At 66.9% G+C, this 16,766-nt stretch carries 14 protein-coding genes; 5 read left to right on the forward strand and 9 right to left on the reverse strand.

Annotated elements, in window-relative coordinates:
- Positions 1 to 156: 156 nt before the first annotated feature.
- A complete protein-coding gene (gene ppk1, locus D105_RS0105765; protein WP_018877816.1) occupies positions 157 to 2,241 on the forward strand; it encodes a polyphosphate kinase 1 in 2,085 nt (694 codons plus the stop codon).
- Positions 2,242 to 2,369: 128 nt separating this feature from the next.
- Positions 2,370 to 3,581 carry a response regulator gene (locus D105_RS0105770; RefSeq protein WP_018877817.1) on the forward strand — a complete coding sequence of 404 codons (1,212 nt, stop codon included), beginning with the start codon at positions 2,370 to 2,372 and terminating at the stop codon, positions 3,579 to 3,581.
- Between the two features lie 284 nt (positions 3,582 to 3,865).
- Here the strand turns inward: D105_RS0105770 and D105_RS0105775 are convergent, their stop codons facing one another.
- The 4 genes from D105_RS0105775 to egtD are packed head-to-tail and all read right to left on the reverse strand — an operon-like array spanning position 3,866 to position 7,525.
- Positions 3,866 to 4,456, reverse strand: a complete 591-nt coding sequence (locus tag D105_RS0105775) for a hypothetical protein (RefSeq protein ID WP_018867349.1) — start codon at positions 4,454 to 4,456, stop codon at positions 3,866 to 3,868.
- A 26-nt stretch (positions 4,457 to 4,482) separates the two neighbouring features.
- Complete coding sequence (ppx, locus tag D105_RS0105780) at positions 4,483 to 5,982, reverse strand: exopolyphosphatase (protein ID WP_018877818.1); 1,500 nt, start codon at positions 5,980 to 5,982, stop codon at positions 4,483 to 4,485.
- Positions 5,983 to 5,984: 2 nt separating this feature from the next.
- Entirely contained in the window at positions 5,985 to 6,497 is a 513-nt protein-coding gene (locus D105_RS0105785; protein WP_018877819.1) for a histidine phosphatase family protein, read from the reverse strand.
- Positions 6,498 to 6,502: 5 nt separating this feature from the next.
- Positions 6,503 to 7,525, reverse strand: a complete 1,023-nt coding sequence (gene egtD, locus D105_RS0105790; protein WP_018877820.1) for an L-histidine N(alpha)-methyltransferase — start codon at positions 7,523 to 7,525, stop codon at positions 6,503 to 6,505.
- 83 nt (positions 7,526 to 7,608) lie between these two features.
- On the opposite strand from egtD, the gene egtC reads away from it, so the two are divergent.
- The 3 genes from egtC to D105_RS0105805 are packed head-to-tail and all read left to right on the forward strand — an operon-like array spanning position 7,609 to position 10,354.
- Positions 7,609 to 8,391 (forward strand): ergothioneine biosynthesis protein EgtC, encoded by a 783-nt coding sequence (gene egtC / locus D105_RS0105795; protein WP_018867345.1) that lies wholly within the window; start codon positions 7,609 to 7,611, stop codon positions 8,389 to 8,391.
- 15 nt (positions 8,392 to 8,406) lie between these two features.
- A complete protein-coding gene (locus D105_RS0105800; protein WP_018877821.1) occupies positions 8,407 to 9,591 on the forward strand; it encodes an SUMF1/EgtB/PvdO family nonheme iron enzyme in 1,185 nt (394 codons plus the stop codon).
- Between the two features lie 10 nt (positions 9,592 to 9,601).
- Entirely contained in the window at positions 9,602 to 10,354 is a 753-nt protein-coding gene (locus tag D105_RS0105805) for an SIMPL domain-containing protein (protein WP_018877822.1), read from the forward strand.
- Between the two features lie 132 nt (positions 10,355 to 10,486).
- On the opposite strand, the gene D105_RS0105810 is transcribed toward D105_RS0105805, so the two are convergent.
- From D105_RS0105810 to D105_RS0105830, 5 genes are all read right to left on the reverse strand, one after another.
- Entirely contained in the window at positions 10,487 to 11,176 is a 690-nt protein-coding gene (locus D105_RS0105810; RefSeq protein WP_018877823.1) for a hypothetical protein, read from the reverse strand.
- 76 nt (positions 11,177 to 11,252) lie between these two features.
- Entirely contained in the window at positions 11,253 to 12,509 is a 1,257-nt protein-coding gene (gene flgL / locus D105_RS0105815; RefSeq protein WP_018877824.1) for a flagellar hook-associated protein FlgL, read from the reverse strand.
- A gap of 21 nt (positions 12,510 to 12,530) precedes the next feature.
- Complete coding sequence (flgK, locus tag D105_RS0105820) at positions 12,531 to 14,426, reverse strand: flagellar hook-associated protein FlgK (RefSeq protein WP_018867340.1); 1,896 nt, start codon at positions 14,424 to 14,426, stop codon at positions 12,531 to 12,533.
- Positions 14,427 to 14,488: 62 nt separating this feature from the next.
- Complete coding sequence (gene flgJ, locus D105_RS0105825; RefSeq protein WP_018877825.1) at positions 14,489 to 15,526, reverse strand: flagellar assembly peptidoglycan hydrolase FlgJ; 1,038 nt, start codon at positions 15,524 to 15,526, stop codon at positions 14,489 to 14,491.
- On the reverse strand, positions 15,526 to 16,743 hold the full coding sequence (locus tag D105_RS0105830; protein WP_018867338.1) for a flagellar basal body P-ring protein FlgI: 1,218 nt from the start codon (positions 16,741 to 16,743) through the stop codon (positions 15,526 to 15,528). Before D105_RS0105830 ends, flgJ begins: the two co-directional genes overlap by 1 nt.
- Between the last annotated feature and the right edge of the window lie 23 nt (positions 16,744 to 16,766).

Genomic DNA, 16,766 nt, shown 5'->3' on the forward strand with positions numbered 1-16,766 from the left:
GCGCTGCATGATCAAGCCCTAAATTATAGCCGTCCGTCGACCCGTACCGCAGTTCAGGCACGTCGCCCGGGGACTTCGGCCACGCCTGCCCCCCATTCACGGAACTGACATAATGTCGTCATAGACTCGCGGGTCCATTCCTGCCGCGAGTCGTGCATGCCGGATGCCGACGTGACCCAGACTGATCTGTTCCTCAATCGCGAGCTGTCCCTGCTGGAATTCAACCGCCGGGTCCTCGCGATCGCCCAGGACCCCGCCTTCCCGCTGCTCGAACGCCTGCGCTATCTGAGCATCTCCTCCACCAACCTGGACGAGTTCTTCGAGGTCCGCGTGGGCTCGCTGCGCCAGCAGGTCGAACTGAACGTGCAGGCCCCCGGTCCGGATGGTCTGTCCGCTGCCGAGCAGCTGCGCCAGATCGCCCCGCGTGCGCACGACCTGGTAGAGGAGCAGTACCGCACCCTGAACGATGAACTGATCCCGGCACTGGCGGCCGAGGGCATCCACTTCGTGCGCCGCACCCACTGGAGCTCCGCGCAGCAGGAATGGGTGCTGCAGTATTTCCGCGAACAGCTGCAACCGGTCCTGACCCCGATCGGCCTGGACCCGGCGCATCCCTTTCCGCGCATCCTGAACAAGAGCCTGAACTTCATCGTCACGCTCAAGGGCAAGGACGCCTTCGGCCGCGAGTCCGGCCGCGCCGTGGTACAGGCACCGCGTTCTCTCCCGCGTCTGGTGCGCCTCCCGAGGGAGGTCGCCAGCGGCGACAACGATTTCGTCCTGCTGTCGTCCATCCTGCACGCCCATGTTGACGAGCTGTTCCGCGGGATGAAGGTGACCGGCTGCTACCAGTTCCGGCTGACCCGCAACTCCGACCTGTTCGTGCAGGAAGAGGAGATCGACGACCTCCTGAACGCCCTGGAGGGCGAACTGCCCCAGCGCAACTACGGCGCCGGCGTGCGGCTGGAGGTCGCGGACAACTGCCCGCAGGAGGTCGCCGATTTCCTCCTGCAGCAGTTCCATCTGGACCCCGACGACCTGTATCAGGTCACCGGCCTCGTGAACCTGAACCGGCTGATGGCGGTGCACGAACTGGTCGACCGCCCGGACCTCAAGTTCCCGCCCCTGGTCCCGGCCCTGCCTCGCGTGGACGCCAGCGGCAGCGGCATCTTCGCCTGCATCCGCGAGCAGGAGCTATTGCTGCATCATCCGTACCAGTCGTTCATGCCGGTGGTGGATTTCCTGCGCCAGGCCGCGGCCGACCCGCGGGTACTGGCCATCAAGCAGACCCTGTACCGCACGGGCACCCGCTCGCCCCTGGTCGAGACCCTGATCGAGGCGGCGCAGGCCGGCAAGGAGGTCACCGTCGTGATCGAGCTGCGGGCGCGCTTCGACGAGGCCGACAACATCGAGCTGGCCAACCGCATGCAGGATGCCGGGGTGCATGTGACCTACGGCGTGGTCGGCTACAAGACCCACGCCAAGCTGGCCCTGGTGGTACGCCGGGATGGCGACCAGATTACCCGCTACGCCCACCTCGGCACCGGCAACTATCACTCGGGCACTGCCAAGGCCTACACCGATTTCGGCCTGCTGACGGCCGACCCCGTGCTGACCGAGGACGTCCACCGCGTGTTTCTCCAGCTGACCGGGCTCGGCAAGGTGACCCGCCTGCGCCAGCTCATCCAGGCCCCCTTCCGCCTGCACGACGCGATGCAGGAGAAGATCGAGCGCGAGATCGAGAACCACCGGGCCGGCAAACCGGCGCGCATCGTCGCGCGCATGAACTCCCTGAACGAGGCCACCATCATCCAGGCCCTGTACCAGGCCTCGCAGGCCGGAGTACCCATCCAGCTGATCGTGCGCGGCATCTGCAGCCTGCGCCCCGGGGTCCCCGGCATATCGGAAACCATCGAGGTGCACTCGGTACTGGGCCGCTTCCTCGAACACTCGCGGGTGTTCTACTTCGAGAACGCCGGCAACCCCGAGGTGTTCCTTTCCAGCGCCGACTGGATGCCGCGCAACTTCTTCCGCCGCGTCGAGGTGGCTTTCCCGGTGCGCGACCCGGAGCTGCGCGACCGCGTGGCCGAGGAATCCCTGTTCAACTACCTGCGCGACACCGCCACCGCCTGGTCCCTGCAACCGGACGGCAGCTACACCCGCATTCGGCCCGCCGACGACCAGGCCCCCTACTCCGCACAGGAGGTCCTGGCGGCCCGGCTGGCGGGGTCTACCGCCGGCTGACGCGACACCCATGGCCGGCGCGGGGCACCCGGTCGTGGGACTTCGCCGGTCCCCGCTTGACCCCATCCTTCGGACAACCGAACCTGAAGGTCACAACCTCCCTGTGGGCGCGAGCATCCGGACCCCCTATGAAGATCCTGATACTGGAAGACGAAGATCTCATGGCGGATCTCCTGAAGACGCTCGTTCGCGGCCTTTATCCCGATTCCGACATCTTCCACGCGCGCTCCATTACCGAGGCCCTGCGACGTTGGCGCGAGACACACCACGACCTCGTGCTGTCGGACCTGTCGCTGCCCGACGGGAACGGGCTGGACTTCCTGCGACGGGCGTCCATCGATGGCCGCGTCACGCCCATCGTCATCATCACCGCGAACCCGGACCGTAAGAGTGTCCAGCGCGCCGCTCGCTACGGCGTCCGGGGTTTTATCTCCAAGCCCTTCGAGGCGGAACTGGTGCATGACCGTCTGCAAGCGATACTGGCTACGGGAGCGACTACCGCCGAGTCCCGCGAAGAAGCCGAGGGCGAGCCGGAGGCGCCCGCCCTGGAAAACGCCCTGCAACAGGCCGAATCCGGTGAGCTGAGACTGCCTACACCGATCGATCTTGACGCACTGCGGGAATTGAGGGCGCGGGCCGACACACTCTCGCTGTCCGAACTGGAGAAGGCCTGGCAGGACATTCCATCCCTGGTCACGCGCCTGATCGATGCATCCAACGGCAGTGCTCTGAGGCGCACCGACACCCCCAATACCTCGCTACGCGACGCCCTGCAGGTTCTGGGCATCCCCACCGCCCTGAATCTGGCAATGGCCATGGCCCTCGATCTCACCACCACACTTCAGGAGCCCAACCTCCAGACCCGCGCCCGGCATTACCAGGAACAGAGCGAGCGCATGGCCCACCAGGCCGCGGCCCTGGGTCGCAGCCTGCGGGCGGACGCCAGCCTTTGCTTTACCGCCGGACTGATGCATCGCCTGGGCGAGCTCGCGGTCATCGCCACGGCACAGCGCTGCGTCCTTCAGGGCTGCACCCTCGACCCAGCCGCCCTGGATACGGCGCTTGCGGGGGACTGGCCCGCTCGAATGGCCGTAGCGCTGAAGTCGCGTCTACGCCTTTCTCTCCCGTTAAAGCAGATGATTGGGGCCGCCCACGGCTTCGGTCTGGGCAGCGGCCACATTCATCTCCCCATCATGCGCACCGCCTTCTTGCTGACCAATGGGGCGGCGGACTCCGCCGAATGCCAGAAGCTACTGGGGCGCCTTGGTCTGTCGGACCAGGACACAACAGGCGGCATACCCGCTCAGCAGGTCTCGCTCCAGAGAAATGCTGATGGGTGAACACGCTCGCGTGGGCACCCCGAGCCCCCGAGGCAGGGGTCACACAGCCGTTAGCGCCTCCACCCCCGTTCTATAAACCCTCGGGGCGCAATGCAGGGTCGGGGAACCTGGAGTACAAGCCCCAAACGTGAGTGAATACAGGGGCACATGCGCCGCACACCATCGGGCCGCACACGCGTGCGGCACCCTCCCGGAACCGAGGCGCTCCTGAACCCAATCCTCTTGTTCCCGATGCAGAGGGTCGCTGGGTTCCCTACCCGTTCACAACACACCTGGTAAGCGCCTCAGCTCCCGCGGTTTTTTGTATCCGCTTCACTTTGACGCTCGGAGCGCGGCACATCATGCAGTCCGCCCAGCAGGGTGACCTCGGCGTCGCCATGACGCAGCAGGTCCTGCAACAGCACCACGATCCCGGCCACGCAGAGGAACAGCCCGAAGTTCAGTCCGATCGACTGCACATGGCGGAGCACAAAGAAGAACTCCGCCTCCTGCGCCGGAATCCACAGGATCGGCGCCATCACCCCCAGCAACGCCACGAATGCATACACCATGAAACGGATAAAGTGCACCGGTACCCGCCGTATGCTCAGGCCGTACACAATGGTGGCCACGATCAGCACACTCGCCGTCGCCTGAACCGCGATCATGGCCCGGTCGGTGATGAACACGTACCGGCCCTCCTCGTAGGTGGCTTCGCTGAGCCCGCCGAACATGGCCACCAGCAGGGCGTTTCCGACCACATACACCAGACTGAGCAGGAAGGGCAGTGCCAGCAACCGGTTGTGCCGCATCAACCGGAACCCCGTAGCCGACCACCAGATGCCGATCCACAACGGCACCGACAGTACATAGATCCAGACCACCAGCGTCAGCATTGCATCCATCCTTTCCGAATCCGCCGTCAGGCGTACTCGAGTTGCAGTGCGTGGCGGGCCCATTCCTCGCGCTCGGCGTCGAGGTCGGCCCGTGTCAGGGGATGGGCATCCAGCCATCCCGTCGCAAAGCTCAGTGCGAGGCCGTCCGTCGTCGCCTCGATACGCTCCAGCGGCACCGGATCGGGTGCCCGCGAGCGATGCAGCAGCACGGCCAGGCGCAACAGCACCGCCATATACCGGAAGGCGCCCGCACGATCCTCACGCACATCGCCCAGAAGCTTGGGTTTCAGGCTCCGCCGGTGCAGGCGCACCAGCAGTGCAAGCTCCGCCTGCTCCGGCTGCGAGAACCCGGGCAGGTCGGCCCATGTGAGGATGTATTCACCGTGCTTGTGGTATTTGCTGTGGGCCAGGGCGAGGCCGATCTCGTGCAGCTCGGCAGCCCAGTCCAGACGCTCGGCGTCGTCCCCGTCCAGCCCCCAGGCCGCGCGCACCGCAGTGACCAGGCGTGCCACCGTGGCCTGGACGCGCTCGGCCTGGGCCGGGTCCACCGCAAAGCGCCGGCGCAGATGATGAATGGTGCGCCCGCGCACGTCCTCGTGCCGGAAGCGACCCAGCAGGTCATGCACCACTCCCTCGCGCAGCGCCCCGTCGGAGGGATGCAGGCGTTCGATGCCCAGCGCCTCGAACGCGCCCAGCAGGACCGCCAGTCCGCCGGCGATGACCGGCGCCCGCTCTGCCGCCAGGCCGGGGAACTCCAGCCCGTCGATCGAGCCCTGCTCGATCAGTGCGTCCCGCAGACGCTCGAGGGCCTGCCGGTCCATGCCCGGCGCCGGGTCCAGGCCCGACTCCTGCACCATGCGATCCAGCGCGAGGATCGTGCCCGAGGCCCCGAGTGCCTGATCCCATCCCTCGGCCCGGTAGGCGCTGGCAATCGGCTGCAGTTCCTGCTCCGCTCGCAGCCGGGCGGCATCGAAGGCCTTGCGACTCAGCTTGCCGTCGGCGAAGAAGCGCCGGGTAAAGGTCACACACCCCATCTCGAGGCTCTCGGCCAGGAGCGGCTCGAAGCGTTCCCCGATAATGAACTCGGTGCTGCCGCCGCCGATATCCATCACCAGGCGCCGGCCACTGTCATCCGCCAGCGTGTGGGCCACGCCGAGGTAGATCAGCCGTGCCTCCTCGCGCCCGGCGATGATCTCCACCGGATGTCCGAGGGCCTGCTCCGCCGACCGCAGAAAGGCCCGGCTGTCATGCATCTGGCGCAGCGTGTTGGTCCCAACGACCCGCACATGACCGCGCGGCAGCTGACGCAGCCGCTGGCCGAAACGATCCAGGCAGTCCAAAGCCCGCTGGGCGACCTCCGGATCCAGCTGTCCCTGATCGTCGAGGCCGCTGGCAAGCCGCACCATCTCCTTGAGCCGGTCCACCTTCAGGACCTCGCCATCCTGGCGCCGAGCCACAATCATGTGAAAGCTGTTGGATCCCAGATCGACGGCCGCAACCGTCTCCGTATGGTGAGCCTCCTGCATGCCTAATGCGCCTCCCCATCGGCCAGCCGTTCGAGGACCCGCCGCGGGAGGTGCCAGACAAGGCGCATCGGTCCCGGCAGCGAACCCGCCAGCCCGCAGGCATCGCCCTTGCCCATATGCACCAGACTCCGCCCTCCGGGCGCGCCCAGCAAGCAGCTGACCAGAAGCGACAGGTCGGGCTCGTGGCCCACCAGCACCAACCCGCCGTTCGTCGGCAGGTTCCGGGCCAGGGCTTCGACCTCCAGCCCGGCGGGTTGTCCCGGAGCCAGCCATTTCCTCTGTCGCACCGGTACATCCAGCGCCTGGGAAAGGGGGATCGCCGTCTGTCGGGCGCGCAGATAGGGGCTGCACAGGAGCTCCACGGAAGCCGGTAGCAGATCGCCCAGCGCCTGGGCCATGCGCACCGCGCTGACCTGCCCCTTTGCGGTCAGCGGCCGGTCACGATCGGCCCCGTCCCAGTCGCCGGGATTACCGGCCTGGGCATGCCGCACCAGCACCAGCCGCGGTTCCCGCATGCCGATCAGGCCGCCCCGGGCCGCAGCAGAAACAGGGAGTACCACGCCTCGGGCGCCGACCACTCGGCCTCGTGTTCCATCCCCGCCGCCGCCACCAGACCATCGACCGCCTCGCGGCTGAACTTGCGCGATATCTCGGTGCGGATAATCTCGCCTGCCGCGATCTCCAGGCGAGCCTCGGGCTCCGAGACCTGCACGACCTGGTCGCGACGCGCCACCAGGTGCATCTCGATCCGCGAATGCTCTTCCACGAAGGGCGCGCGGTGATCGAACCCCTCGGGGTCGAAATCCGCCCCCAGCTCGGTATTCAGCACCGACAGCAGATTCAGATTGAACGCCGCGGTGACCCCCGCCGCATCGTTGTAGGCCGCCTCCAGCACCGGACGCGGCTTGACCCGGTCCAGCCCCAGCAACAGGCGATCCTCCGCATTCATGGTCGCGCGGATCCGGGTCAGCAGGGCGGCGGCCTCTGGGTCCTCGAAATTCCCCAGACTGCTGCCGAGAAAGGCGAACAGTCGGGGACCGTCGCCGCGCGCGCCGGAGACCTCGCCCAGGTGGCCCAGGGCCGCCGCATAGTCGCCGCACAGACTGTCCACCCGCAGTTGATCGAAGCGCTGCAAGAGCCGCTCGCCCGCCTCGTCCAGGATCTCGCCACACACGTCATTGGCGACGTAATGGGGCGCCGCCACGCGCCGCTCCAGGGCGGCCAGCAGGTATTCGGTCTTGCGCGAGGTCCCGCTGCCCAGCTCGAACAGCGTCCGGGCGCCGGATGCCTCCACGATCGCATCGGCATGGTGCTCCAGGAGCTCGGCCTCCAGGCGGGTCGGGTAGTATTCCGGCGTGTCGCAAATCGCATCGAACAGCTGCGAACCCCGCGCATCGTAGAAGTACTTCGGCGGCAGGGATCGCGGCGGCTCGAGCATCCCCGCGCGGAAATCGGCCAGTAACTCGGCGTGGGCATCGCGTTCTTCCACCACCCGGCGGCTGTAGCGGGAGGAAACGGGTACAGCGCAGGCGTCGGCGGACATGCGGGCTTCCGTATCAAGAGGGTTTGCGGCACGCTAGCATGAAACCACCGACGTCCCAACTGCCCCCAGGGAAGCCCGGATCAATGTGCCGACACCTCGCTTATCTGGGTCCTCCGATCACGCTGCGCAGCCTGATCCTGGATCCCCCCCACAACCTGATCGAACAGGCCATGGCGCCCCAGGAACTGGTTTACGCGCGGGTCAATGCCGATGGCTTCGGCTTCGGCTGGTTCGGGGCCGGGGGCATGGCGCGCCATTACCGCCGAGCCGACCCGCTCTGGCAGGATCCCAATCTGGAAGATCTGGCCAGCGACATGACCCAGCCCCTCTGGATCGCGGCCATCCGCAGCGCAACCCCCGGCTTCGGGGGCGACTCGGTCAATGCCCAGCCGTTCGCCCGGGACGGCCTGCTGTACAGCCACAACGGCCTGATCAGCCGCTTCCGGCCGGATGTGCGGCGCCAGATCCAGAACATCCTCAGCCACGAGATCGAAGCCAGCATCGAGGGCACAACCGACTCGGAACACCTGTTCGCGCTGGTGCGGCAGTACCTGGCCGATGACGAGAACGCCACGCTGGAAGGCGCCCTCGGCGAGGCGTTCTCGACCATCGAGGCCTGGCTGGGCACGGATACCGCCCTGCTGAACGTGATCCTGTCCGACGGGCGCCGCATCATCGCCAGCCGCCACGCGATCAACGCGCCCTGCCCCAGCCTCTACTACACCACCGATGACGAGACATTCCCCGAGGACAGCGTAGTCGTGGCATCGGAACCGCTGACGGATCGCGAGCGCTGGCGCCCGGTGCCATCCGGCCACCTGCTGATCCTGGATCCCGACGAACCGCCGGAACTCCTGGCCTTGTAACGCGCTCCACCGGATATGAACGCCGTCCATCCGCTGTCGAACGCCTCCGAACCGGGCCTCATGGAGTGCCTGTCCGTCCAGCACGAGCGCCTGAACGCGGCGCTTCTCGCCACCCCGGAACACGAGTGGCGCAATCAGTACCACCCGGACCTCAGCCCCATGGGATGGCATTACGCCCATTGCCATTTCATCGAGGCAGTCTGGCTGCACGAACGGATTTTGGGTGAGCCGCCGCTCGCACGGCGGGATTGGCACGACCTGTATTTCCCGGAGCAAAGCCCGAAATGGCGCCGCGGCGGGCGGCTCCCGCCCCGCCACTCGCTGCTCGAGTGGGGCCGGGCGTGTCAGCAGCACCACCTGGAGCTTTTGCGCGCCCACCCGGAGGTGCGCCGCCATCCCCTGCTTGAAAACGACTACCTGACCGGTTTCCTCGCGCAGCACCACGCGATGCATCTGGAAAGTCTCGAACAGGTGCGCTGGTTTGCCCGCCTGCAACACCCCGAAGCCGGCCCTGTACAAACCTCCGAGACCGCGCACCGGCCTTGCAACGACTGGATCGAGTGCCCGGGGGGCGAACACATCGCCGGCAGCGATTCCATCACCGCCTTCGACAACGAGCGCGGCCGACACACCGTGCGGCTCGCGCCCCACGCCATCCGTGCACACCCCGTCACCAACGCCGAGGTCGCGGCCTTCATCGAGGCCGACGGGTATCACCCCGGCCCTCACTGGGACGAATCCGGCCGGGCGTGGCTGGAACAGACGGGGGTCACCGCCCCGCTGGGCTGGGGGCGCCGGCCCGACGGCACACGAGTCCAGACCCTGCCGGGCGGCACCCAGCGGCTCGAGCCACGGGCACCCGCCGTCGGCCTCTCCTGGTTCGAGGCCACGGCCTACGCGCGCTGGGTTGGCGCCCGCCTGCCCCACGAACACGAGTGGGAGCATGCCGCGCAGGCCGGTTGCCTAGCCGGTACAGGGCAGGTCTGGGAATGGTGTGCGACCCCCTTTCAACCCTACCCGGGTTTCCGGCCCTACCCCTATGATGAATACTCCCTGCCTTGGTTCGACGGGAAGCACTACGTCCTGCGCGGCGGTAGTGCCTGGAGCGACCCGCTGCTCACCCGGACGACCCTGCGCAATTTCTTCACTCCCGATAAACGCCACGTATTCGCCGGCATCCGCCTGGCCCGCGACCTCTAAGGAAACACCCATGCGACCGAACCACATCCCGCTTGCCCACCGGACATCCTGGCTCGTCGCCGGCCTCGCCGTACTTGCACTGGCGATCCCCGGGGCCGCTGTTGGCAGCGATGGCGCCACGACGCTTTCCCTGACCGGCAAAACCGAACGCCAGGTCGCGAACGATCACATGACCGTGCAGATGCAGACCGAGGCGCGCGCCCCGGAGGCTGCCACAGCCGCGGCTACCGTCAACCGGAACATGGAGGCGGCCCTGGAACGCGCAGGCGAACACAATACCGTCGAGGCCCGCACCATTGGCTATTCGACCCGCCCCATCTACGACGCCGACGACCGCAGCCGCATCAACGCCTGGCAGATCCAGCAGAACCTGGAACTGACCAGCGGCGACTTCGACCGCCTGGGCGAACTGGTAGGCACCCTCCAGCGGCACGACCTCACGGTGAGTCAGATCCGTTTTTCCCTGAGCCCCGAGGCCCGCGAGGAACACCGCGAGGCCATGATCGAAGAGGCCATGGACGACCTGAAGGATCAGGCGCGCGTCATCGCCCGCTCACTGGGCGCCACGCACCTGCGTGTTCTGGAAGTGGAACTGCCGGATGATTCCCACGGCGGCCCGCAGCCGATGATGGCCATGCGGGCGATGGACGAATCCGCCAGCCAGCCGGTGCTGGAGGCCGGGCACTCCACCCTGAGCCTCAGCATACGCGGCCGCCTGCAGGCTCTGGGCGCCGAAACCCTGCGCGTCGGCCCCGCCCGGTAACCCACCGCACCAGGGAAGCCCCCTCCCCCCAGAACATCATCCCGGCCGGAACGCAGCGCAGAGCCGGGATCTGCAACCGTAGCGGTGCGGTCTCGTGGCACAGGTGCCACAAGTGGCACCAAGCGCCCTGCCTCAGCGGGCGAGCTCCAGGGCCAGCTCGCCGTCGCGCACCTCGATGGACTCGATACCGGCGCGCAATTGCTGGAAGGGCTCCAGCCCCAGCAGATCCTCGTCCTTGAGCCCGCCAAGCCAGGCATCCGGCAGCGGGATCCCGGCAACGCTGACGCCCACCAGGCGCGCGTGCACCTGGCCCTCTTCCGTACCAAAGCGAACGCCCGAGCGCACATTCAGGACGCGTCCGCCCAGAAGGGGGATATCCGGCGGCACATCGATGCGCACCCGCGTGCTCACCTGTCCCGGCGTCAGGCGGATCGCCACCCGCCCGGCCAGGTCCGGGTCCTGCGCGATCAGCGCATTCAGCTCGCGTTCGCTGAATTGCACCACCCGGGCCTCGGCGCGTTCCTCGTAGAGTTCGGGGACCAGCGGCTCGGCTTCGGCGTCGAGATCGATGATCGGATCGCCTGGTGCGCTATCGGGGCGGGGCTCCGCATCGCGCGGACCCAACGCCCGCAGCTTGGCTTCCAGCTCCGCCTGCTCCTGGACATTCAGGGTCACCGGCTCGGGTTCGCCCGACTGCAGGTGGATTACGCCCCAGAACCCCGCCCACAGCGCGGCCAGGATCAGCAGGACGATCAGATAGCGCGGGGGCCGCCCGGTGGAACGGTACTGGATGGGCGCGGAGGGTTCGTTGTTCTTGGCCATGCCGGAGTCTCGCAGATCACAATGGCGTCATGGTCGCACAAAGGCGCGCCCACGATCCGCACGGCCGGGGCATGGATCAGAGGAAGTCGAACAGCGACAGGCGGTTCACCTGGGTATAGGTCTGCTGCGCGGCCTGCAGGGCCACCTGCTGCTGGTTGAAGCGGCTGATGGCCTCGGCATAGTCCAGATCGCGGATCTCGGAGACCGCGCTGTTCAGGTCCACCAGGCGGTCCTCGTTCAGGTCCTTCTGCTGATCGAAGCTCTTCAGGCGCGAACCGACCTCGGCCCGGATGTCGCTGAAGTTGCCCAGCACCGCATCCAGGTCGGCCAATGCGGTGTTGCTGGCCGTCGCCAGGTTGGCCCGGCTGGTACCACTGGCGCCGCCCTCTTCCAGCGCCGCGATGATCGCGTCCAGCGTCTCGAACACGCTCTTGTTTTCGGCGGCGCGGGACAAGACCTGATCCCCAGCCTGGGGTCTGCCACTCAGGGTGATACTCCGCCCCTCAAAAAGGACCGCCTCACCGGCCACAAAAGGCCGATCCTCCATCGCATTCCCGGAATTGTCTTCGGCGAACTGGGTATCTCCATTCTCGTCCACATAGGTTATGGAAAACTGGACGTTCCCGTCGGCGTCCTCAGAGAATTCAATCGTGTAGTCGCGCTCATCCAGTCCACCAACGTCGCTTACGCCGGTTTGTTCCACAACAAGGGTGCTGCCCGGTGCGCGATCGAGCACCTCGGCCCCGACCCGCCCGTCGTTCTCCGGAATGTCCATGAACACCCGCGCACCGGTATCGCCCACCGGCACCTTGCGGTTGGCCGAGATTGCGACCTCGCGGACGCTGCCCGTTCCCTCGGCCCCCTCATAGCGCACCGCGCCCGTGCCATCCTGCTGGAAGGGCTGCTGCAAGGACTTCGTCCCGGCGAAGAGGTATTCGCCGTTGGGATCCTTGGTGTTGGCGATGTCGAACAGGCCCTCACGCAACTGACGCAGTTCCCCGGCCAGATAGCTGCGGGTCTCGTTGGTCTGGGAATCGTTGTTGCCGGCCACCACCAGTTCGCGCGCCCGCTGCAGCAGATCCGTCCCGCTTTGCAGGGCCGATTCCTCCTGCTGCAGGCGTGGTTGGGTGTTGTCGATATTGCGCTGGTACTGTTTGGTGGCCTGGATGATGCGTTCGAACTGGTTGACCTGGGTGGCCCCGCTCGGGTCATCGGAGGGGCTCAGGATGCGCTCGCCGCGACCCATCTGCAGCGAGGTCCGGTTCAGCTCCGTCTGGCCCCGCTGGATCTGGTCGATCCCGGTCTGGAAGATCTGGGTGGTCGAGATGCGCATGTCCGTGTCTCCCGGTGGGCGCTAGCGGCGGAACGCGCCGAGCAATGAATCGAACAGCGAGTTGCTGACCGAGATGACCTGGGCCGCCGCCTGGTAGGCCTGCTGGTAGCGGATCAGATCCGCCGCCTCTTCGTCCAGATTGACGCCGGACACTGCCTCACGCTGCGCCCGCGCCTGTGCCAGCTGCGCATCGGCGGACTCCTGCGCGACCTGGGCCTGCCGGGTGCGCGTGCCGACATTCGCCAGCAGGCTGTTGTAGCCGTCCCCGAAGGTCCGGTCACCGCCCACCAGGCGCTGATCCGACAGCTCGTTCATCGCCAGCATGTTGCGATTGTCGCCGGGATACCCCTCGTTGCTGCTGACCTTGAAGATATCCCCGTCCGCAGGCGCACCACGGACCTCCATTTCCCATCCATTGAACTCAATGGTTGTCACACCATCCTCACTGAGCTCAAATTCTTCTCCATCGATCACGAAAGCGCCCCGGTCCCCGATGTCAGCATCGAACACAACCTCATCGGGGTCGTCCGCGGGTAGAGCTTCCAAATCGATGGTCGGGTCTGCTGCTCGCACAGACGCGATCGCGGCATCCCCGGCGTTGTCATCGCCAAGGTCGGCCCGCACGGCGCTGGCTGCAGCGATCCGACTAGGGTCGGTCATCTCCACCGACAGGTCGCGCGACCCATTGCGGGTCGGCTGGATCAGCCAGCCATCCCCTTCCACCTGTCCGCCAATCGTAGCCGTATCCACAATGATCCCATCCGCCTCAAGGACTCCATTGCCACTCGCTACGACCTCACCATCCGACAGCTTCCGTAGTTCATAGTCCGTACCGTTATAACTCAGGCGGTAATCGGACGTGGTCAGGTCGCGCACGTCTCCGAATTCGACAGACGGAACATCATCAGACTCATTGCCGGGGAATCCACGTACCGCCGGATCACCAATCCCGAAGATATCCGCGCCCAGATTGCCCTCCAGGTCCAGCCCGAGGTTGTTCTGCTGGTTGTATTCCGCCCCGATGCTCACCGCGAGCCGGCCCAGGGTGTTCTGGGCCTCGTCGATGATCCCGGTTCGGGTCTCCAGCAATGCACCCAGCTCGCCGCCCTGGATGAAGCGGGAGATGTTGACCGGATCACCACTGGTCTTCAGCCCGATGTCCGGGGAGCGCGGGTCGCCCGTGAGCGACTCGGCGACCAGCTCGCGGTTGTTGCCGCCCAGCACCAGGGCCTGGCCGTTGCCGACGAAGACGTTGACCGCTCCGTCATCCTGTTCGGTGATGCGGACGTTCACCTTCTCCGCCAGCTGGTTGAGCACCCGGTCGCGCTGGTCCAACAGGTCGTTGGGCGTCCCCTGTGTCGACTTCGACACGATCTCGCGGTTGAGCCCGGCGATCGCTTCGGTCAGGGAGTTGATCTCCTCGACGTTGGTGCGGATCTGGCCATTAATGATGTCGCGCTGCTCCTCGATGCGCCGGTCGATCGAGGCAAAACGCTCGGCCAGGGATTCCGCCTCGGTCAGGAAGACCGTGCGCGCGGCACTGGACGTCGGGTCGTTGGCCAGATCCTGGCCGGCGTCGAAAAAGTCCTGCAGTACCGGCGTCAGACCGGAACTGGAACTGCCCAGCAGGTCGTCGATGCGCCCGGCCAGCGAGGCCTTCAGCTCGGCATTCGACTGATCCGAGATGGAGTTGCGCAGCTGGGTGTTCACGAAGTCGTCGGAGATGCGCCGAACCGTGTCCACCTGCACGCCCTGGCCCTGGAAGCTGCCCCCCAGGAACTGCGGCGTCAGGTTGGACAGCTCGGTGCGCTGCCGACTGTAGCCCTCGGTCGCGGAGTTCGCGATGTTGTTGCTGGTGGTGCCAATCGCGCGCTGGAAGGCCAGCAGCGCCGAGGTGCCAATCCCGGACGCGCTCATACCCGCGCCTCCCGCGAAACCGCTCGTTCAACCACCGGATTGGGCCATTTCTGCTTCATGCTCTACCCCTCGGTACGGGTAACGGCCGCATCGGCCGCGACTTGAGTCGATCCACTGCCCTGGTGCGCGGCCAACTGATCGCGCAGGCGCAGGACCTTGTCCCCATAGGCCGGATCCGTCGCGTAACCGGCGTCCTGCAGCTCGCGAATGTACTGTGCGTCATCCCCGGCCTGCAGGGCCCGGTGGTAACGCGGATTGTTACGAATGAACTCGACGTAATCGGAGAACGACTCTGACGGATCGGCATAGGCACGGAAACGCGCCTGCTCCCTTTGCGCAACCCCCTCACGGAACTCGAGGGTGCCCACGGAGACCTGATCCCCGTTCCAGCGGCTGTCCGCCTTGATCCCGAACAGGTTAAAGCTCGGCTGGCCGTCGGCGCGCGACGGCACGTGCTGTCCCCAGCCGGTCTCCAGGGCACTCTGCGCCAGCAGGATGCCGGGTTCGACCCCGAGCTCCGCGGCCGCATCCCGCGCCAGGGGCTCCAGGCTCTGCACAAACTCGGCGGCGTCCCGCGGGGGCCAGGCGATGGGTGATGGCGCCGCCGCCCCCGCGCTCGGTTGCGGGGCCACAGCATCGGGGCGCTGCGGCCCCACCGGCTGCAACTCGGGCTCCACATCGCCCTGCAGTACGCGCAGGGTATCCAGTCCCGACCGCCGCTGCGGCAGTTCGAGTGCCGCCTGGCGATCCGGGTCATTCAAGGCCTCGGGATCGGCGGGTTGCTGCGCGGAGAGCTGGCGCATCAGGGCATCCCGCAGGCCGATGCCATCGCCCTGGCTCATGGCCTTGGCGAATTCCTGGTCCTGCATCTCCAGGTACATCTTGCTCTGGTCGTTGTCGAACAGGCCATCGCCCAGCGAGGCCTCGCGCATCTGCTTGAGCATCTGGCCGATCAGCATCGCCTCGAACTCGCGGGCGACGGCCTCCAGGCCCTGTTGATCGCCCGAACGCGCACCCCGGGCCAGGTCCTGCAGACCACTGGGGTCAGAGGCCAGGGCCGCGCGGGCCTGCATCTGGGTATCGACGCCCGGGGTAATCATCAGATCACCACCAACTCCGCGCGTAGCGCGCCGGCTTCGCGAAGGGCCTCCAGGATCGCGACCAGGTCGCCGGGGGCGGCCCCCACGTTATTCACCGCGCGCACGATCTCGTCCAGCGAGGTGCCCGGATCGAACAGGAACATGGTGTTGTCGCCCTCCTCGATCGCGATGTCGGTATCCGGCTGGATCGCCGTTTCGCCCGCGCCGAAGGGCGCCGGCTGGACGACCTGAGGGGCCTCACTGATCGTCACCGTCAGGCTGCCGTGCGAGACGGCGGCCGGGGTCACCTGCACGCTGGAGCCGATCACCACCGTCCCGGTGCGCGAGTTGACGATCACCCGCGCCGGTGGCGCACCACGTTCAATCGGCAGGCGCTCCAGCTCCGCGACAAAGCCGACCCGGTGATCCGGGTTGGACGGCGCGCGCACGCGCACCGACGATCCATCCAGGGCATGGGCGACCCCCTGGCCGAAGGTATCGTTCACCGTCTGTACCAGGCGGTTGGCCGTAGTGAAGTCCGGGCGGTGCAGATTCAGGGTGACATGATCCCCCTGGGCAAACGCGGTCGGGACCTCGCGTTCCACTGTGGCACCATTGGGGATCCGGCCGACACTCGGCACGTTCACGGTGATGCGCGAACCATCGGTCCCCTCGGCCCCGAAGCCCCCGACCACCAGATTGCCCTGGGCGATGCTGTAGGTCTGCCCGTCCGCCCCCTTGAGCGGCGTCATCAGCAGCGTGCCACCGCGCAGGCTGGTCGCGTTGCCCATCGACGAGACGGTCACGTCGATGCGCTGGCCGGACTTGGCGAATGGCGGCAGTTCGGCCGTCACCATCACGGCGGCGACGTTGCGCAGCTGCGGGTTGCCGGCATCCGGCGTCAGCCCGAGCTGGCCGAGCATATTGTTCAGGCTCTGCACGGTGAATGGCGTTTGGGTGGTCTGATCCCCCGTGCCGTCCAGGCCCACCACCAGGCCGTACCCGACCAGCTGGTTCTCGCGCACGCCGGAGACACTGGCCACGTCCTTGACTCGCTCCATGTAGCTGCGCTCCTGCATCGCCGCCTGCTGCTGGATGGCGGTCTGCGCCGCCACCGAAGCGCTCCCCGGACCGGCCACCAGCAGCGCTACCAGAACCAGCAGGGCCAAGCGCCGCCAGTCGCCGAGCGCCACGATCCGGCGGTCGTTCGCGGGTTGTTTGAGGGATATCGAGTCCATGTCGTACCTCGCCGCGCGCACGC

The organism is Thioalkalivibrio sp. ALE28, assembly GCF_000377425.1.
Taxonomy (GTDB): Bacteria; Pseudomonadota; Gammaproteobacteria; order Ectothiorhodospirales; family Ectothiorhodospiraceae; genus Thioalkalivibrio.